This is a genomic window from Pacificibacter maritimus, from assembly GCF_003814915.1.
GTDB classification, from domain to species: Bacteria; Pseudomonadota; Alphaproteobacteria; order Rhodobacterales; family Rhodobacteraceae; genus Celeribacter; species Celeribacter maritimus.
This window is the reverse complement of record NZ_RKQK01000001.1, coordinates 466,601-491,544: the sequence shown is the minus strand read 5'-3', so window position 1 is coordinate 491,544 and position 24,944 is coordinate 466,601. Positions and strand designations below refer to the sequence as shown.

The 24,944-nt window shown below is 54.1% G+C and carries 18 protein-coding genes and 1 tRNA gene; 10 read left to right on the top strand and 9 right to left on the bottom strand.

Translation table 11 applies throughout. The features are described 5' to 3' along the window. Positions 1-42 precede the first annotated feature (42 nt). The 9 genes from EDD53_RS02275 (at position 43) to EDD53_RS02235 (ending at position 8,949) form a co-directional block, all read left to right on the top strand. Positions 43-519 carry a formate dehydrogenase subunit gamma gene (locus tag EDD53_RS02275; protein ID WP_123791575.1) on the top strand — a complete coding sequence of 159 codons (477 nt, stop codon included), beginning with the start codon at positions 43-45 and terminating at the stop codon, positions 517-519. Next, the gene (locus EDD53_RS02270) at positions 516-2,036 is read left to right on the top strand and encodes a formate dehydrogenase beta subunit (RefSeq protein ID WP_123791574.1); all 1,521 of its coding nucleotides are present in this window, start codon (positions 516-518) and stop codon (positions 2,034-2,036) included. The genes EDD53_RS02275 and EDD53_RS02270 overlap by 4 nt, the downstream gene beginning before the upstream one ends. Continuing rightward, the gene (fdhF, locus tag EDD53_RS02265) at positions 2,033-4,927 is read left to right on the top strand and encodes a formate dehydrogenase subunit alpha (RefSeq protein ID WP_123791573.1); all 2,895 of its coding nucleotides are present in this window, start codon (positions 2,033-2,035) and stop codon (positions 4,925-4,927) included. The genes EDD53_RS02270 and fdhF overlap by 4 nt, the downstream gene beginning before the upstream one ends. Continuing rightward, positions 4,878-5,753 (top strand): formate dehydrogenase accessory sulfurtransferase FdhD, encoded by an 876-nt coding sequence (gene fdhD / locus EDD53_RS02260; protein WP_123791572.1) that lies wholly within the window; start codon positions 4,878-4,880, stop codon positions 5,751-5,753. The genes fdhF and fdhD overlap by 50 nt, the downstream gene beginning before the upstream one ends. Continuing rightward, entirely contained in the window at positions 5,743-5,949 is a 207-nt protein-coding gene (locus EDD53_RS02255) for a formate dehydrogenase subunit delta (RefSeq protein ID WP_123791571.1), read from the top strand. The genes fdhD and EDD53_RS02255 overlap by 11 nt, the downstream gene beginning before the upstream one ends. Positions 5,950-6,369: 420 nt before the next feature. Beyond that, positions 6,370-7,320 (top strand): MotA/TolQ/ExbB proton channel family protein, encoded by a 951-nt coding sequence (locus tag EDD53_RS02250; RefSeq protein ID WP_123791570.1) that lies wholly within the window; start codon positions 6,370-6,372, stop codon positions 7,318-7,320. Then, the gene (locus tag EDD53_RS02245) at positions 7,320-7,697 is read left to right on the top strand and encodes an ExbD/TolR family protein (protein ID WP_123791569.1); all 378 of its coding nucleotides are present in this window, start codon (positions 7,320-7,322) and stop codon (positions 7,695-7,697) included. The genes EDD53_RS02250 and EDD53_RS02245 overlap by 1 nt, the downstream gene beginning before the upstream one ends. 2 nt (positions 7,698-7,699) lie before the next feature. After that, complete coding sequence (locus EDD53_RS02240) at positions 7,700-8,098, top strand: ExbD/TolR family protein (protein WP_123791568.1); 399 nt, start codon at positions 7,700-7,702, stop codon at positions 8,096-8,098. Beyond that, positions 8,095-8,949 carry a TonB family protein gene (locus EDD53_RS02235; RefSeq protein ID WP_123791567.1) on the top strand — a complete coding sequence of 285 codons (855 nt, stop codon included), beginning with the start codon at positions 8,095-8,097 and terminating at the stop codon, positions 8,947-8,949. Before EDD53_RS02240 ends, EDD53_RS02235 begins: the two co-directional genes overlap by 4 nt. A 269-nt stretch (positions 8,950-9,218) precedes the next feature. Here the strand turns inward: EDD53_RS02235 and EDD53_RS02230 are convergent, their stop codons facing one another. The 9 genes from EDD53_RS02230 to EDD53_RS02190 all read right to left on the bottom strand — a co-directional run bounded on the left by EDD53_RS02230 (position 9,219) and on the right by EDD53_RS02190 (position 23,051). Continuing rightward, on the bottom strand, positions 9,219-11,249 hold the full coding sequence (locus tag EDD53_RS02230) for a TonB-dependent receptor domain-containing protein (protein WP_246002156.1): 2,031 nt from the start codon (positions 11,247-11,249) through the stop codon (positions 9,219-9,221). A 540-nt stretch (positions 11,250-11,789) separates the two neighbouring features. Next, positions 11,790-11,879: transfer RNA gene (locus EDD53_RS02225), tRNA-Ser, on the bottom strand. A gap of 104 nt (positions 11,880-11,983) precedes the next feature. Then, positions 11,984-12,700 carry an alanyl-tRNA editing protein gene (locus EDD53_RS02220; protein ID WP_123791566.1) on the bottom strand — a complete coding sequence of 239 codons (717 nt, stop codon included), beginning with the start codon at positions 12,698-12,700 and terminating at the stop codon, positions 11,984-11,986. Further along, the gene (locus tag EDD53_RS02215; RefSeq protein WP_123791565.1) at positions 12,697-15,162 is read right to left on the bottom strand and encodes a DUF3772 domain-containing protein; all 2,466 of its coding nucleotides are present in this window, start codon (positions 15,160-15,162) and stop codon (positions 12,697-12,699) included. The genes EDD53_RS02220 and EDD53_RS02215 overlap by 4 nt, the downstream gene beginning before the upstream one ends. Then, positions 15,162-16,193 carry a cysteine synthase A gene (locus EDD53_RS02210; RefSeq protein ID WP_123791564.1) on the bottom strand — a complete coding sequence of 344 codons (1,032 nt, stop codon included), beginning with the start codon at positions 16,191-16,193 and terminating at the stop codon, positions 15,162-15,164. Before EDD53_RS02210 ends, EDD53_RS02215 begins: the two co-directional genes overlap by 1 nt. 146 nt (positions 16,194-16,339) lie before the next feature. Then, complete coding sequence (locus EDD53_RS02205; RefSeq protein ID WP_123791563.1) at positions 16,340-17,707, bottom strand: cytochrome P450; 1,368 nt, start codon at positions 17,705-17,707, stop codon at positions 16,340-16,342. Then, complete coding sequence (locus EDD53_RS02200) at positions 17,704-18,939, bottom strand: SoxR reducing system RseC family protein (RefSeq protein ID WP_123791562.1); 1,236 nt, start codon at positions 18,937-18,939, stop codon at positions 17,704-17,706. Before EDD53_RS02200 ends, EDD53_RS02205 begins: the two co-directional genes overlap by 4 nt. A gap of 69 nt (positions 18,940-19,008) precedes the next feature. Then, positions 19,009-19,758, bottom strand: a complete 750-nt coding sequence (locus tag EDD53_RS02195; protein ID WP_123791561.1) for a cytochrome c biogenesis CcdA family protein — start codon at positions 19,756-19,758, stop codon at positions 19,009-19,011. Between the two features lie 176 nt (positions 19,759-19,934). After that, positions 19,935-23,051, bottom strand: coding sequence for a ribonuclease E/G (locus EDD53_RS02190; protein WP_123791560.1), 3,117 nt, complete (start codon positions 23,049-23,051; stop codon positions 19,935-19,937). 669 nt (positions 23,052-23,720) lie between these two features. Between EDD53_RS02190 and EDD53_RS02185 the strand changes: the two genes are divergently transcribed. Then, complete coding sequence (locus EDD53_RS02185) at positions 23,721-24,938, top strand: glycerophosphodiester phosphodiesterase family protein (protein WP_123791559.1); 1,218 nt, start codon at positions 23,721-23,723, stop codon at positions 24,936-24,938. Positions 24,939-24,944 lie beyond the last annotated feature (6 nt).

The following is a 24,944-nucleotide window of genomic DNA, read 5'->3' as shown; positions in this document are numbered from 1 at the left end:
AGCTCTAAGTGTTTCAAATAATTAAGATCAGGAGGAGACAAAATGCCAACGCCCGAAGCCACTATTGATAGCGCCCAAATAGGCCGCATCATCAGCAGCCACACAGACTTAGAGGGACCGTTGCTGCCGATTTTGCACGCCTTGCAAGACGCGTTTGGCTTTGTCCCGTCCCAAGCACATGCCCCGATTGCCGAGGCATTGAACATCACCCGCGCTGAATTGCATGGGGTGATCAGCTTTTATCACGATTTCCAAACAGCCCCACAAGGGCGCCATGTATTGAAAATCTGCCGCGCAGAAGCCTGTCAGTCTGTGGGCGGTAAAGCTTTGGCCGAAAAAACGCTGGCCAAACTTGGGCTGGATTGGCACGGCACAACGCCCAATGGCGCGGTCACAATTGAGCCTGTGTATTGCCTTGGCCTATGCGCCTGTGCGCCAGCGGTCATGATCGGCGATAAGGTCATTGGCCGCGTGGATGACACGCGCATGGACAGCATCATTTCGGAGGCTGGCGCATGAAAATCACCGTCCCTATGGATAGCGCAGCCAAAGCCGTTGGCGCAGATGAGGTCGTAGAGGCCCTGCTTGCGGTCGCAAAAGACAAAGGCATCGAGATCGACATCACCCGTACGGGAACGCGCGGCATGATCTGGCTTGAACCTTTGGTCGAGGTCGAAATTGACGGTGTGCGTCACGGCTTTGGCCCTGCCACACCCGCCGATGCAGCCGCCATTTTGGATGGCAGCAGTGACAAAGCCCTCGGCCCCGTCGAGGCGCTTGATTGGATGAAACGCCAAACACGGCTGACCTTTGCCCGTGTTGGTATCATAGACCCGCTGTCGCTGGACGACTATCAGGCCCACGGCGGTCTGGCGGGTTTGAAACGCGCCTTATCCCTGACAGGCCAAGAAATCACCGATGAGGTCAAAGCCTCAGGTCTGCGCGGGCGTGGTGGCGCGGGCTTTCCCACAGGGATCAAATGGCAAACAGTCCATGATGCGGACGCGCCGCAAAAATACATCGTTTGCAACGCCGATGAGGGCGACAGCGGCACCTTTGCCGACCGTATGATCATGGAAGGCGACCCTTTTACCCTGATCGAAGGCATGGCCATCGCGGGGCTGGGTGTTGGGGCGACCAAAGGCTATGTTTACCTGCGCTCTGAATATCCTGACGCCATCAACGTGATGCGCAAAGCCGTTGATATCGCCCGCAAAGCTGGTGTGCTTGGGGCTGATGTGCTTGGCGCGGGTCGTGCTTTTGATATGGAAATTCGCATGGGCGCTGGCGCTTATGTCTGCGGCGAAGAAACATCTCTGCTCAATTCACTCGAAGGCAAGCGCGGTGTTGTGCGCGCCAAACCACCCCTGCCCGCCCTAGAAGGATTTCTAGGCCGCCCCACTGTGGTGAACAACGTGATCAGTCTGGCCACGGTCCCTGTCATTTTCGAAAAGGGCGCGCAGCACTATGCAGATTTCGGCTTGGGGCGGTCGCGCGGCACTGTGACCTTACAGATCGCGGGCAATGTCGCACGCGGTGGATTGTTTGAAACCGCCTTTGGCATTGGCCTTGATGAGGTGGTGAATGATCTGGGCGGCGGCACTTTGTCTGGGCGTCCTGTGAAAGCGGTGCAGATCGGCGGACCTTTGGGCAGCTACCTGCCCGTGTCGAAATTCGATGCCAAACTCGGCTATGAAGAACTCGACAGCCAAGGCGGGCTGCTCGGTCACGCGGGGCTGGTCGTCTTTGATGATACGACCGATATGCTGGGCATGGCACGGTTTGCGATGGAATTTTGCGCGGTGGAAAGCTGCGGAAAATGCACGCCTTGCCGCATCGGCGCTGTGCGCGGTGTCGAAACGATTGATAGAATTGCCCAAGGCGACATGGAGGCTTTGCCCTTGCTGGCGGACCTTTGCGAAACCATGAAAGACGGGTCTTTATGTGCGCTGGGCGGGTTCACCCCCTTGCCCGTCATGTCTGCCGTGACCCATTTCCCTGACGCGTTTTCTCAGACCAAGGAGGCTGCCGAATGAAAGATTTCATCATTCCCGACGACACTGACATGGGCACCCCCGCCAAAGAGGGCGCGCCAGTATCCTTGATCATCGACGGTTTTGACGTGACCGTGCCCGAGGGCACCAGTGTCATGCGCGCGGCCGCAGAGGCAGGCATCAAAGTGCCGAAACTCTGCGCCTCTGACAATCTTGAAGCCTTTGGATCATGTCGCCTCTGCGCCGTTGAAATCGAAGGACGCCGCGGTGTTCCTGCCTCTTGCACCACCCCCGTTGCCGAAGGCATGGTCGTGCGCACCCAATCCGAAAAGGTCCGCAAAATTCGCAAAGGCGTGATGGAGTTGTATATCTCGGATCACCCGCTGGATTGTCTGACATGTTCGGCCAATGGCGATTGCGAATTGCAAGATATGGCGGGCGCAGTTGGCCTGCGCGATGTGCGTTACAAAGCCCCTGAAAACAAAGAGTTGGCAAACCACTTTGCCACGCGCAACACCTCTGGCGAAGCCAATCCCGAATGGATTGCCAAAGACGACAGCAATCCCTATTTCACCTATGATCCGTCAAAATGTATCGTCTGCAACCGCTGTGTGCGCGCCTGTGAAGAGGTCCAAGGCACATTTGCTTTGACCATATCTGGACGCGGGTTTGACAGTCGCGTTTCTGCGGGTGCAGCGGACGACAGTTTCCTGACCTCTGACTGTGTATCTTGCGGGGCCTGTGTTCAGGCCTGCCCAACGGCCACGCTGCAAGAAAAATCGATTATTGAAATGGGCACGCCAGATAAATCCGTTGTGACCACCTGCGCCTATTGCGGCGTTGGCTGTTCGTTCAAGGCGGAAATGCAGGGCGATCAATTGGTGCGCATGGTGCCCTACAAGCACGGCAAGGCCAACCGCGGTCATTCTTGCGTCAAAGGGCGCTTTGCCTACGGCTATGCCAGCCACAAAGATCGCATTCTCAATCCGATGATCCGCGACAAGATCGAAGACCCGTGGCGCGAAGTGTCATGGGACGAGGCGTTGAGTTTCGCGGCCAAACGGATGCGCGGCCTGCAAGACACCTACGGCAAGAAATCAATCGGCGTCATCACATCAAGCCGCTGCACCAATGAAGAAACCTTTTTGGTGCAAAAACTCACCCGTGCGGTGTTTGGCAATAACAACACCGACACCTGTGCGCGGGTCTGCCATTCGCCCACGGGCTACGGGCTTGGCCAGACCTTTGGCACCTCTGCGGGCACGCAGGATTTCGATTCAGTCGAGCATACAGATGTGGTTGTCGTGATCGGCGCCAACCCCACCGACGGGCACCCTGTTTTTGCCAGCCGTCTGAAAAAACGCCTGCGCGCTGGGGCAAAGCTGATCGTCATTGATCCGCGCAGGATTGATCTGGTGAAATCGGCGCATATCGAAGCCGCCCACCACCTCCCCCTGCGTCCAGGCACAAACGTGGCGGTCGTCACGGCACTGGCCCATGTGATCGTCACAGAAGGCTTGATGGATGAGGCGTTTATCCGCGAGCGCTGCGATTGGGACGAATTCCAAACCTATGCCGAATTTGTCAGCGATCCCCGTCATAGCCCTGAAGCAAACGAAATGCTGACAGGTGTGCCCGCATCCGATCTGCGCGCCGCCGCGCGCACATTTGCCGCAGGTGGCAATGGCGCGATCTATTACGGGCTCGGCGTCACAGAACATTCGCAAGGCTCAACTACTGTTATGGCCATTGCCAATTTGGCGATGCTCACAGGCAATATTGGCCGCAAAGGCGTGGGCGTGAACCCGTTGCGCGGTCAAAACAACGTGCAAGGCTCTTGTGATATGGGGTCCTTCCCGCACGAGTTGCCAGGCTATCGTCATGTCAAAAACCCCGAGGTCCGCGACCTGTTTAAAGAAGCATGGGGGGTCGATATCGATCCAGAACCTGGCCTGCGCATTCCCAATATGCTGGATGCAGCCGTGCATGGCACCTTTAAAGGATTGTATTGCCAAGGCGAAGACATCTTACAATCTGACCCAGATACCAAACATGTCGCCGCAGGTTTGGCCGCGATGGACTGCGTGATCGTGCATGACCTGTTCTTAAATGAAACAGCGAATTACGCGCATGTTTTCTTGCCTGGTTCGACCTTCTTGGAAAAAGACGGCACATTCACCAATGCCGAGCGCCGCATAAACCGCGTGCGCAAAGTGATGGCGCCGCGCAATGGCTATGCGGATTGGGAAGTGACCCAGCTTTTGGCCAATGCTATGGGCGCAGACTGGACCTACACACATCCTGCTGAAATCATGGAAGAAATCGCCGCCACAACCCCAAGTTTTGCAGGTGTTGATTATGCACTTTTGGAAGAAAAAGGCAGCGTGCAATGGCCGTGTAACGAAGACCACCCAGACGGCACGCCGCTGATGCATGTCGACGGCTTTGTGCGCGGCAAAGGGCGCTTCATCGTCACCGAATATGTGGCCACCGACGAGAAAACTGGCCCGCGCTTTCCGCTTTTGCTGACCACAGGGCGCATCTTGTCGCAGTATAACGTCGGCGCGCAAACACGCCGCACCGACAATGTGGTCTGGCATGAGGAAGATCTGCTGGAAATCCATCCACATGATGCCGAAAATCGTGGGCTGAAGGATGGCGATTGGGTCAAACTTGCCTCGCGGTCGGGTGAAACTACACTGCGCGCCACTGTGACGGATCGCGTCAGCCCAGGCGTGGTCTATACCACCTTCCACCACCCCGATACGCAGGCCAATGTCATCACAACCGATTACTCGGATTGGGCCACCAATTGCCCAGAATACAAGGTGACAGCGGTGCAGATCAGCCCCTCAAACGGGCCGACAGACTGGCAAGAAGACTATGCAGCCCAAGCGTCAAAAGCGCGCCGCATTGTCTCCGCTGCGGAATAAGGCCGTGAAAATTGCCCCGACAGTCAGCACTTTGGGCTGGTCACACCAAAAGGATGGCGCGCTGGAAATTCATCGGACCTTGCCCGAAGAAACACCAGTCGCCATCGTTTTCAATGGCTCCACCCAAGCTGTGATGATGGCAACGCCTTGCAATATTGAAGATTTCGCTTACGGGTTTGCGCTGACCGAAGGGGCGATCACCGAATTCAGCCAGATCGAAAACATCGAAGTGGTCTCACATGACCAAGGGATCGAAGTCCAGATGTGGTTGGCGGAGGACCGCGCCGAAATGCTTGCCGCCAGACGGCGCAGCATGGCGGGCCCAGTGGGCTGCGGGCTGTGCGGTATTGACAGCATAGAGCAGGCGATGCGCGACTTGCCGCAGCTTGATCTTGACGCGTTTCGCATCACCCGCGCCGAAGTGGCAAGCGCGACTGATGATTTGCGATCCCATCAGAACCTACACGACCAAACACATGCCACCCATGCGGCGGGGTTTCTTGTTCCCGCGCAGGGCATCATTTTGGCACGCGAAGACGTGGGCCGCCACAATGCGCTCGACAAGCTGATCGGGGCTTTGCTGCGCGGGGGCATCGACCCGACATCTGGCGCTGTCGTGATGACCTCGCGGATTTCTGTCGATCTGGTGCAAAAATGCGCCCTTGCGGGCGTCCCTGCCCTGATTGCCGTTTCCGCCCCCACCGCGCAAGCTGTCCGCGTGGCGCAAAGCGCGCGCATTACCCTTGCCGCTTTTGCGCGCCAAGGCGGCTTTGACATCTATTCTCATCCCACTCGTATCAAAGAGGACACCCCTGATGGCACCTGATAAAATGATCAGAATGGGCAACCAAATCGCCGCGTTTTTCAGAACACAACCTGGCATTGATCCTGCGGTGAAAACACTCGAACATATCACTGATTTTTGGGAACCGCGCATGCGGCAACAATTGCGCGACTATGTTGCAGATGGCGGGGCGGGATTGGACCCAGAAGTCATCGCGGCGACTAAGATGATGGCCTAAGCGCGTCCAAGACTGCGTTTTCCCTTTGGACAGATCTAACATCGCGCCGCGTAGTATGCGCGGCCTAAAGCGCCATCACAACGCCCTGCGCCGCGCCTGAAAATCGGCTGTGTTTCGTCGAAAAATTACGACGACAGGCCGTTTTTACACCTATTTGGATCCAATTTTCATCCTGTCCTGAAGGCTGGGAAAATTTCTTTCGCGCACGCATGACACAATGCGTTGCTCGGGCTGTTGTCGTGAAACACGGGCAACGACGCCCCGAGGACTTCTGTCAAAAGTCGCACGCATGAACACAAAGCTGTGAGCGGTGGCGTATAGAGCCCTTATCCCTACTAAATCAGTCAAGATATACTTGACAAAATTAATCGACATTCATAGCACAGTCGAAATATTATTCTTCGACAAAGGCTTAGCGCGATGACATCCCCATATACATTTACCGCCACAGTTCGAAAAGCTTCAGCCAGCTTCGCTTTGGTTTTGACACTGGCCGCCTTTCAAATGCTTTCAGGCGCGCAGACGGCCCATGGGCAAGATGGTGGACAGAGCACTGCACTCAAAGATGCCCCCACAGAGCAAACTGCCACGACCACAGCGCAGTCCGTCAGCCCCGCGCCGCCAGCTATAGATACAGTTACAGCTACAGGTTCTGAAACGCGCCCCGCTGACGTCGAAGCGACTGAAACCGCAGAAAACACAGTGACGCCAGCCAAAAATCGCGCTGTGGATTTTTTACGGCAAGGCGGTCCATCTATTTGGGCCATCACCGCTTTATCTGTTGCAACAGTGGCGCTTATCTTATGGAAAACATGGCGTTTTATCCTGATCGGCGCATGGTCGCGTAACACGTCAGTGCAGGCCGTTGCGCTGTGGGAAAAGGGCGAAGTGCAAGGCGCGATTGATCTCGTATCACGCCGCCGCAGTTTTCGCGCACAGCTGACCACAGCAGCCCTAAAGGCGCGCATGAACCTATCAGATGAAAACGCCCGCGAAGAAACCACACGGGTCGCGAAAGGTCTGTTGGGACAAGCCTCATCAGGGCTGCGCGCCTTAGAATTGATCGCAACGATTGCGCCCCTGTTGGGTCTGCTCGGCACAGTTTTGGGCATGATTTCTGCCTTTCAAGCGCTGCAAGCGGCGGGCAGCCAAGCAGATCCTGCCCTCTTGGCTGGCGGTATTTGGGAAGCTTTGCTGACCACAGCCGCAGGTATGGCCGTGGCCATCCCCGCATCAGCTGCATTGACGTGGTTTGAGGCCATCATCAACGCTCTGCGTGCAGATTTAGAAGATCTATCGGCCCGCATTTTCATCGCTGATCTGCCGCAACCTGCGCAGACTGAAGCCCAAGCAAAAATGGCAGCTGAGTGATGGATCTTGGTTTCACCGAAAGACCCCGCCGCAGGCCAAGCCTTACGCCAATGATCGATGTGGTGTTTTTACTGCTGGTGTTTTTCATGCTGGCCTCACGTTTTGGCACAGACATGGTTATTCCCTTGCCTTTGGCGGGGGGCGGCGGGACATATACGGGCGCACCACGCCTGATAGATGTCACCCCCAACGAACTGCGCCTCAACAAGACCCCTATGAGCCTAGCGCAGATCATCCAAGAGCTTGCAAAACTTACAGAAAATCCGTCAGATGCGATCGTGTTGCGCGGCCTTGAGGACGCCAATTTACAGCATGTCATTTCCGTGCACGAAGCTTTGGCAGCAGCGGATTATACCAATATTGTGCTGATTGAATGACTATGAACTTCGCGCCTTCCCCGCAAAAGCCCCGTGCTGAATCCATTGTGCCAATGATCAATGTGGTGTTTTTGCTGCTGATCTTTTTCCTCATGACATCAACGCTTGTCACCCCTGAACCCTTTGAGGTCAGCCCGCCTTTAGGGCAGGCCCAAGACAACGCGCAAAGCACGCCAATTCTGTATGTCTCAAAAGACGGCGTGCTTGGGTTTGAAGACCACATGGATGAAGCCGCTTTGGCGGCATTCGCAGCCGCAGTCGCAGGCCAGACAGAGACAACAGCCTTTGCCCCACAACTGCGCGCAGATGCCCAGACAAGTGCTGCACGTGTCGCTGCGGTTTTGAAATCTCTCGCCGCGGCAGGATTAAGCAATGTATCTTTGGTGGTCGCAGCAAAATGAAACGTGTTTTTGAACCTTTAATCTTTGGCGGTCTTGCCGTCGCATTGCACTTAGGATTTTTGACCAAAGCGCCGACCGACGGGGCCGAAGCAGCAGGTAATGAAGGCGCGTCTTTGATGAGCTTGCAGGCTGCGAACGCACAGATCGAACAGATGGTCGCAGATTGGGAAAAACCCGTAGAAGTGACGCAAACAGTTGCGCCGCTTTCGCAGATTGCGCCACCACAAGACGCAGCACCTGTGGTGACGCCAACTGCGATGCCCGATCTGGCCCCGTCCCAATCGGCGGCTGTGGCTTTGCCTGATATGACCACGTCCACGCCCCAACCCCCTGTGGTTGATGCACCTGCGCCGCAACCTGTTCCGAAAATCGCGCCAAAAGCCAGACCAAAGCCGAAACCCGCTGTAAAACCGAAACCCGTCGTCAAATCTGCGCCAAGCGCCCCTGATGCAACCCAGACAGGCAAAGCATCACAGGGGCAAAACGCACAAAAGGCATCTGGCAGCGGTGGCGGGCAAGCGGCTGGCACAGCGGGAAAATCATCGGCCGCAAGCCTCAGTAAATCGCAACAGGCAAGCCTGATGGCTCAATGGGGCGCGCAAATTCGGTCACGGATCAATCGCAAAAAGCGCGCGCCACATGGGGCCTCCAAGACAGGTCGCACAACCCTGCGCATCACAGTGGCGCGCTCAGGGACAATTACAGCGGCCCAAGTGAGCGGATCATCAGGCATTGCCGCATTGGATGACGCCGCTTTGCAAGCTGTATCACGCGCAGGCAAAATGCCTTCAGCCCCCAAAGGCCTGACAGAGGCAAGCTATACATTTAACTTGCCGATTGCTTTTCAATAAAGCGTCTTACATTTTGGACTGCGGGTGGTGGCACCCTGCCCCCGCTTTTGCCCCAAATTGTTAGGATTTGGATTTTGCCTGTCGAAAACTCAAGTGTCACAGGCCCAGTTGCCCTGCATTTAAGACCCCTGAGTGCAGCAGTTTGACCTATTTGCCTATCCATGGCCCAAACGCAAAACGCGGCAAGATCAAAGCCTGCCGCGTTTATTTTATGTGTTCAGGCGCAAAGGATGATCTACGCCTGAGCTATGATTGATATAGCGATCGGATCAGAATGTGGTCGTCAGGCCGATTGAAAACAGACGCCCATTTTCACGGTAAGATGTGTCATCTGCAGGTTGTTGGTCGAATAGATTGTCGATCCCGAGGTTTAATTTTGCATTGTCCGTGAGGTTAAATGAGGCAGCAACATCGACCAAAACATATGGATCGCTGTTTTGACCTGCTGGGACGGCCTGTGCTTCTTCATCGCTAAGCTCGCCTTCGGTGATATAGCCGACCTGTTTGCCCACATAGGTCGCGCTGCCCGAGAGTGAAAAACGGTCCGTGGCGCGCCAATTGGCACCTGTCGTGATGTTCAGTTTCGGCGTTGTGGCCATGGGGAAGGCATGATCCAATCCTTCGTAGCGGAATTCGGATTTCGCCAAAAAGGTGAAGGAATTGGTCCATGTTAGAGTGTCAGAGACCTCCCACGATAGACCACCTTCGATCCCTGCAGTCGTCCCGCTTTCCAGATTGGTGCGCTCGAAGACATCAAATCCACTGCCTGCATCGGTTTCACCTGTTTTGCGTGCGCCGATCATATTGGTGATATCGTTGTAAAAGGCTGTCAGTTCCCAATCCAACACACCGCCTTGGTAGTTCACGCCGATTTCGTAATTGTCTGAGGTTTCAGGTTCGATATCGGGGTTGCCGTAAATCACACAGGGGCCAGGATAAGGTTTACAGCCATTGCCCCGCGACGACATTTTGTAATCGGGATTCAAAGTCCGCAAATCGGGGGCGACAAAAGCCTGCGCATAGCCTGCTTTCAACATGTAACCGCTGCCCAAATCGTAATTGGCGTAAAGGCGTGGCGTGAAATGGTCGCCAAAGTTTTCGTGGTGATCATAGCGCAAACCGCCCGTCACAGTCAGGCGATCAGAAATATCATAGCGCCCTTCTGCATAAAGCGCGCCTGTGACAACCTCGCCCGCGATCAAAGCGCCATCACGGTTGGTCGCAGGGTCTACAAGTTCATCTTTGGCCAATGTGCCGCCCAAAGTATAAGCCAAGCTGCGGCCATTCACAGCCGTTTCCGCGCTGAATCTTGTCTCGAATGTCAGCGTGTCATATTCGATCGGATCATTCCATTCGGTCCCCGACCATGCCGCATTTGAAGATGTTTCTTTGCGCAAATAGCTGGACAGACTGCCGTTCCCCAGCAGCCATTCATTGGTTAATGCAACACTATCGCGGGTGATCTTGGTCGTGTCATCGCCCCCGTCGGCAGCCAGATAGTTTTCATGTCCTGCGGTCGCCTCAAGCCCCCATTCGATTTCGCCGTTGGGGCGCCAGCTCAGCCTTGCGCCAAGCTCGTCGGAGTTTGATCCCTCAGACCCGTAGACCTCTTGATCTACATCGTTTTCATCAGTGTAAGTAAAAGCATCAGGCGCGTCGCGTTCGGATTTTTTAGCCCAAAGTTCCACATCCACAGTCTCGCTCAAAGGACCGCTGAGATAGCCTGAAACCTGACGGCTATCGCCCGTTGTGGCCTCTTCGCCAAAGCCGAAATTCGTGGAGACAGAGCCAGACCAAACGCCAGGTGCCTCTTTGGTGATGATATTGATCACCCCGCCCATGGCATCTGACCCGTAAAGCGTCGACATCGGCCCTCGTACAATTTCAACACGTTCGATTGCGTCAATTGGCACAACATTCAAGTCACCTTGATAATGCCGCGCAAAGCTTTTGCCCGTGCTCACCCGTTTGCCATCAACAAGCGTCAGGGTGCGGTTGGATGAAATGCCACGAAAAGACACACTTGATGTGCCATCATTGCCCCGTGTCAGGTTCAAACCAGGCACTTGGCGCAAGACGTCATTGAGATCGCGCGCGCCCTCTTGTGCTAACATCTCTTGATCGATCACCGTGATCGAAGCAGGCGCGTCTTGCACTGTCGTGGCAATACCTGAGGCGGTTGAAACTGTGATTTCATCCAGCATCATGACATCTTCATCAAAGGTCATATCCTGCGCCAAAAGCGCGACGGGAAGTGTGGTCAAAAGCGTTGTGTAAAGAACTGTCGATAATCTGGCCATGAGAGGGAGGCTCCGTTGAGTTTAAGTCCTGTAACCCACACGAAAACCAAGAAAAAACGACAGTTCCACCACGGCAATCATTACCAAACGACCTGAGTGAAACCTGTTAAATTGCTATCGCAAGCGTGGTGGAACTGTATTTTGTTTAGACTGTAAGGCTTGCGTTTAGCTGGCGTGACGGACCATAGTCTTCATCTTTTTTACTGGCAATCCGTAATCCTATTAAAACACTCAGGAAATACACCAGATCCATTCACAAAGCTGTTACTCACGCCTATTTCAAAGCCCAACACCCCAGTTTCCGACGCGCATCATTTGTGCCCCTGCCGCAGTTTCCTGCCGCGCCTTTCACCACATGTAATGCTAGGGGCAATTCAGCTAAGACATTCTGCGCTGAGCATGCAAATCTGGCCTTCCCCGCGCGCCAAACGGAATACTCCAAATGCCTGTGAGCCCCCAGATCCATAGCGCAAACACTTGCATCGGGTCGTCAATAAAGACACCCGAGAGGGAAATTACAGCAAATGTCTAAAGGGTAAGTGGCGGACAGACAGGGATTCGAACCCTGGAGACGGTCTCCCGCCTACACACTTTCCAGGCGTGCGCCTTCGACCACTCGGCCACCTGTCCGTTGGCGGGTTTCTAACGAAGTGTTTTGACGGGAACAAGCCCTCAAACGCGACAAAATGAATATTTTCCGCAGCTTGCGATTTGTGGGCTCAAAAAGACCTATCTTAGTCCAAATGAATGGCAACGCGGCGGTTCATACGCCCCTTTTTCTCGATCTTGCCAAAGCGGATACGGCCAATTTCAGATGTGCGTGCCACATGAGTGCCACCGCAGGGTTGCAAATCAACCTGCGTCACATCATCCCCAATTCGCACCAAACGCACTCGGCCCTGCCCCATCGGCGGCATGACGGACATGGTTTTGACGATGGAAGGATCGGCCAAAAGGACTTCGTCTGAAATCCATTGATCGGTCACCGGCAAATCCTGCTCAATCAGCGCATTTAAAGCCTCTTCCAGCGCTTGTTTATCTTCTGGTGGCGTATCCATGGCAAAATCCAATCGGCCCTTATCGGCCCCGATAGAGCCGCCTGTTACTGGCATAGGGATAACCACAGACAAGAGGTGCAAGGCGGTGTGAATACGCATGTGTCTATGACGGCGGCCCCAATCAAGGCGCTGCACGACTTGCGTGCCAACAGCGGGCAAGGCCGCGGGTTCTGAGGGGACAAGGATGATATCATCTCCATCGCCTTTGAGCGCAGTGGCGATACTAATCGCACCGCCTGCCCATTCCAAACGCCCGCTATCGCCAGGTTGACCGCCGCCCGTGGGATAGAAAATCGACGCATCCAAAATCAAGCCACCCTCAGGCGTATGTGCGGTGATCACCCCATTTGCGTCTTGGGTATAGGCATCGTCGCGAAACAGGGCTTGGGTCATGTCATGTCTCCATCGGCATCAACTTCGGGCACATCCACGGTGATCTGATCTTCAATCGGGATCTCTGCTTGGTTGTCTTGTGAAGTGATTTCAGGGGCGGTTTTTTCTTGTGGCTGACTTGGCGCTTTGGGCGGTGTATCACCGCGCAAGGCTTCGGGGTTTCGCAACCAGATATCGCGCTGAGCAAAGGGAATCTCAATGCCTTCAGCGCTGAATTTCTGTGCGATTTCGTGGTTCACATCGCTGGTCACTTTCAGCAATGTTTTCACGTCATACAAGATCGCGCGGACTTCGAAATCAAGCGCGTCCGCGCCAAAGCCCATGAACAAGACCTGCGGATCAATCGACTTTACCACACCAGGTTGTGCAGAGATAATGTCCCGTAACAGGCCTTCGACCTTACGTGTATCTGTGCCGTAAGCCACGCCCACTTTCAGCGTCACACGCCCCAAAGAATTGCCGCGCGTGTAGTTGGTGACTGAGTTGGAAATCAGGTCAGCGTTGGGGACAATCACATCAGTACGGTCAAAGGTTTCAACCCGCGTGGAGCGCACGGAAATATTGCGCACAAAGCCCATTTGCCCCCCCACTTCGATCCAATCCCCTTCTGACACGGGGCGTTCGATCAACAAGATGATACCTGAGACAAAGTTCTGAACAATGTTTTGCAGACCAAAACCGATCCCAACAGAAAGCGCGCCCGCAACAAGTGCCAAGGCCGATAGATCAATCCCAGCGGCCATGATGGCAAAGATGGCCGCCAAGAAAATGCCAACATAGCCCGTGCCCGACACGATGGCGGTTTGACCGCCTTTATCGATTTTGGTTTTGGGCAAAATGGTCGAGGACAAAGCCGTTTTCAAAAGCCGCGTCATGCCAAAGCCAATGGCGAAAACGATCAAGAAAGTCAGAACATTGGTGATCGACAGTTGCGCATCGCCCAAAGGCACACCTTGTTTGACGCGGGCCCAGATTTCCCACAACTGCTCAACGCGCGCGCCCCAGATGAGCGCAAAAATCGGCAAGGAACAGGCCACCAAAACAATGGACACCAAAACAGGGATCAACCCGTCAGTTTGGCCGTCTTCATTCCGCGCGATGGCATTGTAAAGATCAGAGACAAAGCGCGATAAAACCAGCAAAAGCGCCAAAAGCCACAGCGTCAAAACAAAGGGAAACACGATCCCAGAGGCTGCTGACATATAGCCAATAGCGCCCAAGATAATGGCCAAAGGCGCGGCCACGCGCATGATTTTAACGGCCGTGTTGGTCACCAAGGTAACAAAGCCAAACGTAGGGCTTGAGCCGTCAATCACGTCTACGTCGTCTTGCTGTGCGCGATCAACAGCGGCAAATATCAGCGCCAAACGAAACAAGGATAGGGCTGAGATCACCACCAAAGGATAGCGCAAAACATTCAAAGTTTCAGGCGCATAGCCATCTATCACCGCAAGTTTCGCCAGCAAAAGATTGATACCATACATCACGGCCATAAAGCCCAAATGCCCACTGGCTTCGCGGGTTTGCAATGGGGTCAAATCAAAGACCGCATCGGATGTTTCGCTGTCAAACAGAGCTTGGCCAGACAGCCAGCGCGCAATGAAATAACACAGGCCGATGGTGGGCAGCGCATCGAATATCGCGACACCGCGTTCCCCCAAGAGCCCCGATACCTTTGCCGCTTCTGTCAGTGCGAAAAGTCCAGCGGTGGGCAAAATAACCTGACCGATAGAGCTGATAAAATCAGAGACCGCGCGCCCCGCTTTGCCGCGCACCCATGATTTAATCTTGCCCGTCACAAAAAGCGACACAGACCGCCCGCGCACCAAAAGCAATAGGCCCAATAAGATCAGCCCGAAAATAGTGGCGGCATTTGCTTTTAACGTGGCCTGCGCACGGGGGTCGCGGGTGTTTTCGATCACCACATACCAAGCGGTCAGCCCTGTTTGGGTCAGATCAGCAATCGCTTGCGGCCAGTCGACAGGATTCAAGGGGGTTGGCCCCAATTCCATCAAGGCATCGGTTTGGCGTGCGATCAAAATACGGTCAATTTCGCCGATCAAACCATCAGCGCGTGTAAAGGACTCTTCGGCATTGCGCACAGGCGCCAAAGCAAGTTCCAACTGCGTGGCCAATTCCTTGCGACGCTCTGCAATGTTTTCAGGCTCTTCTTCACCCTCGGCAGGTTCGGGGCCAAGGCTGGAAATCTGCGCGCGCAATGTATCGATACGGGCCGAATTGGCAGATTGAGCCCCCAAGAACTGCGACCGCCACTCAACCAAATCACTGCGAACATTTTCTAATGCGGCATCATCAGGTGCGCCATCTTGCAAGGATTGTTCGGTGGCACTGGCGATGTCTTCCCAAGCTTTATAATCAGGCGCGCCAGCATCTTGCCCCCATGCTGACAGTGGCAAACATAGGGACAGGACAAGACAAAAAGTCAGAAAAAATTGGCGCATTATACCTCGTAGACGTCAGGCAGAGGGCGGGGGCCACTGTCGAGCCATTTTGGCACTGGCAATCCCTTTTCTTTCAAGAATTCAGGATTGAACAATTTGGATTGGTAGCGCGTGCCGTAATCACACAAAATGGTGACGATCGTATGACCAGGCCCCATTTCGCGTGCCATTTTCATTGCTCCCGCCACGTTCACACCTGATGATCCACCGAGGCACAGACCCTCGTGTTCCAAAAGATCAAAGACAACTGGCAGCGCTTCTTCGTCGGGCACTTGGAAAGACATATCGGGTTTAAACCCCTCTAGGTTGGCCGTGATACGGCCCTGCCCGATCCCTTCTGTGATCGACCCGCCTTCCGATTTCAATTCGCCCGTGGTGTAATAGCTGTGAAGCGCAGCCCCCATAGGATCGGCCAGACCGATCTTGACACCTTTGGGCTGCAAGGCCATGCCAACACCCGCCATTGTGCCGCCAGAACCTACAGCACAGATAAAGCCGTCGACTTTTCCGTCTGTTTGATCCCAAATCTCAGGGCCAGTGGTTTCGATATGGGCTTGGCGATTGGCCACATTGTCAAACTGGTTGGCCCAGATCACACCCTCATTGGTTTCGCGGGCAAGCTGTTCGGCCAAGCGACCTGAATAGCGCACGTAGTTGTTTGGGTTCTTGTAAGGCGCGGCTGGCACTTGCACCAGCTCGGCCCCTGCCAAGCGCAGCATGTCTTTTTTCTCTTGGCTTTGCGTCTCAGGGATCACGATCACCGTGCGAAACCCCAAAGCAGAGCCCACAAGCGCAAGACCGATGCCTGTGTTGCCTGCGGTGCCTTCGACAATCGTACCGCCAGGTTTCAACAGACCTTTGGCCATCGCATCTTTGATGATGTAAAGCGCAGCGCGATCTTTCACGGATTGGCCTGGGTTCATGAACTCGGCCTTGCCCAAAATCTCACAGCCTGTGGCCTCAGACGGGCCTTTCAAGCGGATCAATGGCGTGTTGCCGATTGTGTCGATGAGATCTTGGTTCACGCGCATGTCTGGGCGCTCCTTTTAAATTCTTGTTTAGACCGATGTGTAGAACGAAGGTTCCCCACACTCAAGCCTTGTGAGACCATTCAAGGACGTTGTTTCGCAAATCAAAGCCCTATCAGAACAAACGATAAGACAGCGCAAACGAAATCCTAAGCGCGTTTTTCCAATTGCAGCCAAATTCCATCCCGTGATCTTACGGTTAAATGTGCAACGGGCACAGGGCGTTTCTCATCGACGACACGCATCTGATATTTGGCCGCAATCATGGCCAAAATCAACGGCCCTTCGACCATGGCAAAGCCCGCCCCTGTGCAAACACGTGGTCCTGACGAAAAGGGAATATAGGCATCGCGCAGGCATTGTTTGCCGTTCTCGGTTTTAAAGCGCTCAGGATCAAACACATCGGGATCATCCCAAAACCGTTCGTGGCGCTGCACATGCCAAGGCGACAGCACGATCTGACTGCCTTTGGGAATGTCGCGCGCGCGAAAATGTTCTGGGCATGTGGTTTCACGCACCATCATCGGCACAGGCGGATAGAGCCGCAGGGTCTCGCGAAACACGTCTTTTGTGTAACGCAGCTTGGAGAGGTCGGAAAACTGCGGGGCATCCCCCAAGGCAGCGCCTTCTGCTGCCACGCGCGCTTGCGCATCGGGGTTGGCCGCCAAAAGCCACAAGCCCCAAGCCAGCGCAGAGGCTGATGTTTCATGCCCCGCCAAAAAGAAAATCGCCACTTGATCGACCATTTCCTCAGCTGAGAACACCTGCCCTGTTTCTGGGTCAGGCGTGGTCATGATTTTCGTCGCCAAATCATTCGGCGCAGTCCCAGCCTTGATCTCGCGCATCCGATCTTCGGTCAATTTACGGATCAAGGCGCGAATGCTTTTGGCCGTCTGCTTGGTGCGCTTGCTGTGAAACCGCGGCATCCATTTGGGCAATGGGATGAAAGCCGCGATGTTCAAAATCGGCTGTTCGCGCTGGTGATCTTGGAATTGCGCAAATACATCGCGCGCAATTTCATGCTCAATCGGGATTGAAAATAATGTGCGAAAAATCACATCTGCGGCCGCATGCGATGTATGGGGTTCCAAATCAATCGGCGCAGCTTTTGGCCCTGCTGCAGCGTCAAGGCGCGCCACGGCCATCTGCCCAGACGCCACCATAGCATCGAATGTGTCGCGCAAACGCCCGCCCTCGAACGCGGGATCAATGATGCGGCGCTGGCGCTTCCACGCCTCGCCATTGGTCAAAAACACCGATCCTTCCCCCAGCAAAGGGATCAAACCTTCGGCGATACGTGCGGATTTTGGAAAATCCATTGGGCGCTCATTTAGCACCCGCTTGATCAAATCAGGTTGATTGACCAGATATGACCTGAAAAATGGCGTGCGAAATTCGGCCATCCAAGCGCGGTATAATTTGGCAGGCTGCGCCGATAAAATGTCTTTGCGAAACAGTTTCACATAGCCGCGCAGACTGGTTTTATCAGGCCGCGATTTTGGTTTGGGGGCAATCATTCGGCCATCTCTTTATGGGGATTGGCGGGGGTATCAATGCGGCTTGGCGTTGGCGCATAACCTTTAAATGCACTTGCAAGATATTGATTTCCAGCCGTAATTTTAAAATAATCATAGCCCATCGGACGATCAAAGGCGCAAAGGTATTGAAAATGCAGACGGAAAAAACGACGCTTTAATTTGGCCCAGACTTCAGGCGAAAGACTTTGGGTGAAGGCGGCAGAAATCACCAAAGGCCACTTTTGATCGATAGGCGCTACGCCCGATACTTTGATCGGATCGCAAAGCGCAAAAGAACAAGGATCGCCAGGCGCAGAAACATCCAGCCAAAACAGGTCGTTACGCGCGCTTAAAAAAGCCAAATCACGGCGCAGACGCTTGGCTTCGGGCAAAAAGCTGACCATCGGCACCACTTGACCAAGGGTGAGAAACGCCAGCTTTGGCCCCCGATCAGATCTGTGTTCTGGCACCTCACCCGAACGGATCAAATCAGCCAAAACCGACACCCCTAAATGCGCGCCAGAAGAATGGCCGACGACCAAGACCTCGTCCCAGTCTTCGGTCAAAGCTTGGGCAATATCAGTTTGAAACTCTTTTAATCTTTCCAATAACTCAGGCGGCTCTGCCCCGCGCCATCGGGCGGAAAACCCGTAGTCATGCATTAGGTAATAGGCGAAAAACTTGCCGTCTTTCTTTTTAAACCAGCGTAAAACACCATAGCCCAAAGCCAGCGCCGCTAGACCTGAAATGCCCTGAAACACGAGCGTTTGGGATATCAATCCCAGCAGTGCAAATAGCCCCCAAGCCAGCAAAACAGCGATAAAAAGCTGCACCAGTAAGATCGCAACAGGATAAAGTGCTGCCAATACAGGCCCACGGCGCAGTTTCATCAACCCGCGCAAAGCCCCTGTCGAAATGTAGATCCACGCAGTGCGCAGTAAGATCAAATAGGTCTGGAAAATCCCTGCATCCATGCTGGATTGCACAATGTCAGACCAGACCAATACATCAATTTCGCTATGGCAGTCTTGCCCGTCGATCTGACTAACCACCTGCCAGCCAAAACGCGGTCCTGACTTTGGGCTGAGTGTTAAGTCATAGCCAGAAACCTCGGCCTGTTTCGCGCCTTCTTTACGGTATAATTCGCGGTAACGGCGCGGCGGAATAGGATCATAGCCCGGAATGTAGAACACACGGCGCCGCGTCACTGCATCACTCTTGTCACTGGTCATTTCATCCATCCGCTGGCGGTCTTTTGCCCTAGAGTACGCGACCTTTGCAGCTGCGCAAGTCCTAGTGACCTAGCCGACGGTTGCAAGGGCTGGAAAACTTTCCAACAACCAGTAGCTCAGGCGCGAAAATGCGCCCGTCAAAAGCATCAAACCGACGAAAACCAGCAAGGCACCCATGATTTTTTCGATCAATCCCATGTGGCGCTTCAAACGGTTCATCACGGTCACAGCGCGCGTGATGAAAATGGCAGAGAGCAAGAAAGGCACCCCCAAACCGATGGCATAGACCCCCAACAAAGTCGTGCCCCGCCCAACCGATCCGTCCGTGGCCGCAATCGACAAGATCGCGCCAAGTTGAGGGCCGATACAGGGTGTCCAACCAAAGGCAAAGGCCAACCCCAAGACATAAGCGCCAAAGGCACTACCGCCCTTATCGCCCGCATCCAATCGCGCCTCTCGGTCAAGAATAGGAATGCGGAAGACCGATAGAAAATGCAGGCCGAGTATGACAATCACCACACCTGAAATACGACTTAAAAGCACCTGATTTTGCAAGAAAAAACTGCCCAAAAACGATGCAGTAAATCCCAAAAGCAAAAAGACGGTGGACAGGCCCAGCACAAACATCAAAGCAGGAAAAATGGCCTTGCGGCTTCCGCGCTCATCCGTCAATTCGCTCATGGAAATACCCGACATATAGGCCAAATAAGGCGGCACAATCGGCAAGACACAGGGACTGATAAAAGACGCCATACCTGCTGCCAAGGCAATCAGCATGGCAGGCAGCAAAGTCGCATCAAAGAGGTCGATTCCAAACATATGAAACTCATGCCATGAAACCTGCCCTATTGGAAAGTCGCGCAGGGCAAACACGCGGTCACTTTCATGTGGTTGCCGCGTAACAATCGCGGGGCCGGCCCGTGACAGATAAAACAAAAAGGCGATCCCTAAGGATTTAGGAACCGCCTTTTCAATCTTTGAAACGGGATGAAAGCTTAGCTTAAGCTCCACCACCCTTTGCGTTTGGGTTTTGCTGGTGCCTCTGGCTGTGCCGTGGAGGCTTGCGCTGTTGCGATCTCAGGCTCTGGTGTATCGACCTGTGCTTCGGCTTTCGGCGCTTCAACTTTGGGCGCCTCTTTGACTGCAACGTCAGCACTTGCTTCAACTTGAGTTGCGGCAGGCGCTGGTTCAACGCTTATGTCTTTTGGCGTTTCAGCCTGCGCGGCTGCGGCTGCTTTCGCTGCTTTATCAGCCTCGATTTCAGCTTTTGTGCGGCGCTTGCGCTTGGGCTTTGGCTGTTCTGCCTCAGCCGCTTCGGCCGCTACAGCTTCAACATCGGCCTTTTTGCGGCGTTTGCGTTTGGGCTTTTCGGCCACAGCATCATCCGCAACCTCAGTTGGTGCAGCGTCATCCGTCGCGCTTTCGGCTGGCGCATCTGTCGGCCCATCTGTTGGCGCAACCTCAGACTTTTTGCGACGCGTGCGTGTGCGCTTTGGCTTTTCAGCGACAGGTTCAGGTGTTTCTGCCACGTCAGAAGCCACCTCAGAAGCCTCGCCAGTCACCGCATCGGCTGGTGCTGTCTCGGATGCATCGGTTTCGCTGACATCAGCGGCTGCCGTTTTGCGGCTGCTACGTGACCTGCGGGTACGCGTGCGCTTGGGCTTTTCTGCGGTTGTATCCCCCTCAGTTTCGCCTGTCTCAGCCGCCTCGGCGGGTTTGTCTGACGCATCCTCAGTGGCGTCAGCCGCATCCTTGGGCGCGTTTTCTTCTGACCCGTTTTCTTCTGACCCGTTGTCTTGCCCTTCATTCTGATCGCTAGACTTGCGACGACGACGGCGACGACGACGACGCTTTTTAGGCTGCTCTTCGCCCTCGTCAGATGTGGGTGCAGGGCTGTCAGTGGACTGATCTTCAGTCACCTCAGAGGTTGCTGCTGCAATCGCTGCTGCATCAGCTTCCGCATCCATTTCATCCATCATCGCAGCCGAGGCTGAGACAACATTGGATTGCACCTCTTGGATCACACGCGTGGCGGTTTTGAATTTTTCGATGGTAAAATCAGGCGAAATCATATGCATGTCAGCTTCCATACGCACGGCCATGCCGTAGCGTGCTTCGATCTGAGCAATCTTTTCGCGCTTCATATTCACCAAGTAGTTGATGATCGCAACGGGCGCTTTCAACAAGACTTCGCGCGACCGACGACGGGTGCCTTCTTCTTCGAGCTGGCGCAAAATGGTCAAGGCCATATTGTCGTCAGAACGGATCAGACCCGTGCCGTGACAGTGGTGACAAGGCTGAGTTGTGGCCTCGAGCATACCCGGACGCAGACGTTGGCGCGACATTTCCAACAGGCCAAAGCCAGAAATACGACCCACTTGGATGCGGGCGCGATCTGTTTTCAGCTTGTCTTTGAGACGCTTTTCAACGGCCGTGTTGTTGCGGCGCTCTTCCATGTCGATAAAGTCGATCACGATCAAGCCTGCAAGGTCACGCAAACGCGCTTGGCGTGCCACTTCTTCGGCCGCTTCCAAGTTGGTTTTCAAAGCTGTGTCTTCGATTGAACCCTCTTTGGTCGAACGACCAGAGTTCACATCCACAGAGACCAAAGCCTCGGTCACTTCGATCACAACATAGCCGCCAGATTTCAACTGAACGGTCGGGTTGAACATGGACCCAAGGTAGCTTTCCACTTGATAGCGGGCAAACAAAGGCAAGTTTTCACGGTAGTTCGTGACGTTTTTCGCATGGGTCGGCATGATCATCCGCATAAAGTCTTTGGCGGTGCGGTAGCCCGCATCACCTTCGACAATCACCTCGTCGATCTCTTTTGAATAGAGATCACGGATAGAGCGTTTGATCAGGTCGCCTTCTTCATAGATCTTCGCAGGGGCCACAGATTTCAGCGTCAATTCGCGGATCTGTTCCCACATACGTTTCAAGTAATCGTAATCGCGTTTGATTTCGGTCTTGGTGCGCTGCGCGCCCGCTGTGCGCACGATCAGGCCTGCGCCTTGTGGCACATCCATTTCTGTGGCGATTTCTTTTAGCTTTTTGCGGTCAGCGATATTGGTGATCTTGCGTGAAATGCCACCACCGCGTGCGGTATTTGGCATCAAAACACAGTAACGACCCGCCAAAGACAGGTAAGTGGTCAGGGCCGCGCCTTTGTTGCCGCGCTCTTCTTTGACCACTTGGATCAATAGGATTTGGCGGACTTTGATAACTTCTTGAATCTTGTAGCGGCGCGCACGTGGTTTGCGGCGCGGACGAATATCTTCTTGGCTGTCATCATCAGCGACGTTTTCGATGCTGTCGTCTTTTTCTGCGGCCGTTTCGGCCTCATCATCGTCGTCGTCATCATCGTCGTCATTCGCGTCGTCATCATTTGAGTCTACCGCGTCACCTTGATCACCTTGATCATCAGCAGGCTGGTCATCTGTGATTTTTGCTTCATCAGACTCGGTGCTATCTGACTGAACGTCCTCCGCTTTTGCAGCGTCTTCCGCGACTTTTGGTGTCTCAGATGGCGCTTCAGCTTCCTCAGCCGCAACAGGGTCCGCCGCAATAGCCGCCTCAGAAGACGTATCGCTTTGCGCCTCTTCGATCAGGGCATCCGCAGGGCTGCTTTCAGGTTCAACGACATCCATGCCCGAAACAGTCGCTTCAGGCGTCGAAGCTTCATCAGCCGCGCTGTCGATTTCCGCTTCAGCAGTGGCCACAGCATCTGTTGATTTCGTGTCTTCAGCTTGGCTGCGTGAGCGTGAGCGTCCACGACGGCGGCTGCGTTTTGGCTTTTCGTCTTCTTCTTCTTGCGCTTTGGCATCGGCCAATTCTTCGGCCAGCAAAGCTTCGCGGTCAGCGATGGGAATCTGGTAATAATCGGGGTGAATTTCTGAAAACGCCAAGAAGCCGTGGCGGTTTCCACCGTAATCGATAAAGGCCGCTTGTAGCGAAGGTTCAACCCGCGTGACGCGTGCGAGGTATATATTGCCAGCTAGCTGGCGTTTGTTTTCGGATTCAAAGTCAAATTCCTCAACTTTGTTTCCATCTACCACTACTACGCGTGTTTCTTCCGCGTGGGTGGCATCGATAAGCATCTTTTTAGCCATTGTAATCTTTCAACACCCGCAATTGGCCCGTCCCTGTTTAAGGTGGGCGAGCAAATTTGAGGGTGATTGTTGGGGGCGATGGCATGTGCGGGCAAGAAAGCGGGGGCGCTGGCGCCCTCATTCAGCTCAAATTTTGCCTCTGCGCGTTGCATCGCGTTTCTTTCTTGGTACTCATCAATCAGTTTGGCGTTAACCAAATCCGTGCGGCACCCATTCAAAATCCCATAGCCATGTTGTGGCGTTTGGGCGTTACTCTGTCGCGTGGTTTTGTCATTCCCGCGACGCTATCGGTCTGCTGTGCAAGCGGGCGGCACGCCGTTGTATCGGTGCCCTGCCCAACGCTTGTTTGCAGCGAATCTGTTAAACACGGTTCCATTCGCAATGCGGATAAAACCAGTGCATCCCCTATCAGTAGAGCCGCTGGGAATTTTTTACAACATTGAATTTCAACTGCCGCGCGTGTTTGGCGCAAAGCGGCGCTTGTTATTGTTGTGCCTGCTCAAAAAGTTAGCCCTTCGAAATCTTTGCACCCTGCCCCTGCGCCGCAGATAGAGAGGGTTGAAGTTTTCGCTATGTTACCAAACGGTCAAAAATTTGTTGTGCCAATGTCATGAAGCTCTACGATGAAGCAGCTTATCTTATCGTCAATCTGTTAGACAGGACACCGCTATGAAACGCATTCCTCTTGGAATTACACTGCTTACCTGCGCTGCGACTTATCCAGCCTTTGCTGCAGACAGCAACGATGCGCGCATCGAATTGGGCCCACGCCCTGCTTATTTGATTTCGATGATGGATGAGAGCCCTCTGAAAGACGCATTACAAGCCTGCGCCTCTATGGAACCTGTGCGCACAGATTTTTCCATCGCGCACCGCGGTGCGCCTTTGATGTTTCCTGAACACACAGAACAAGCCAACCGCGCTGGCGCTTTGATGGGCGCAGGCATCATGGAATGTGATGTGGCTTTCACAGCAGACAAAGAATTGGTCTGCCGTCACGCGCAAAATGATTTGCACACCACAACAAACATTTTGGCCACAGATTTGGGCGCGAAATGCACCACGCCGTTTTCCCCCGCAATGGGGGATGAAAAAGCGCAGGTCGAATGCCGCACATCTGACATCACTTTGGCTGAATACCACAGCTTGAACGGCAAGATGGATGCGGGCAATGCCGATGCAACCACAGTCGAAGACTATATGAATGCGACAGCCGCCTTCCGCACCGACCTTTACGCCACAAAAGGCACGCTTTTGTCGCATAAAGACTCGATTGAGCTGTTCAAATCCTTGGGCGCGAAATTCACACCTGAATTGAAAAGCCCCAGCGTTGAGATGCCTTTTGATGGCTTCACTCAAGAAGATTACGCCCAAAAGCTGATCAACGAATATAAAGACGCAGGCATCCCTGCCTCTGATGTTTTTGCGCAGTCTTTCGACTTGGATGATGTGCTCTACTGGATCAAAGCAGAACCAGACTTTGGCGCCAATGCCGTGTACCTTGTCGAACCAATCGACGGGTTTGACCCGCAAGACGAAAGCACTTGGGACCAAGATTTCGCCAGCCTGAAAGCCGCTGGTGTAAACAATCTTGCGCCGTCCATGAACATGTTGGTCGTGGCCGAGGGCGATGACATCGTTGCGTCAAACTATGCCAAAGCCGCGAAAGAGGCGGGTCTTGATTTGATCACTTGGTCGCTGGAACGCTCTGGCCCCTTGGCAAATGGTGGCGGCTGGTATTTTCAATCCGTCACCGATGCTGTGAATACAGATGGCGATTACTTTGAAATCTTGGATGCTTTGGCACAAGATGCTGGCGTCAAGGGCGTGTTCTCTGATTGGCCTGCAACGGTCACTTACTACGCCTCTTGCATGGGTCTCAACTAAGCCTGC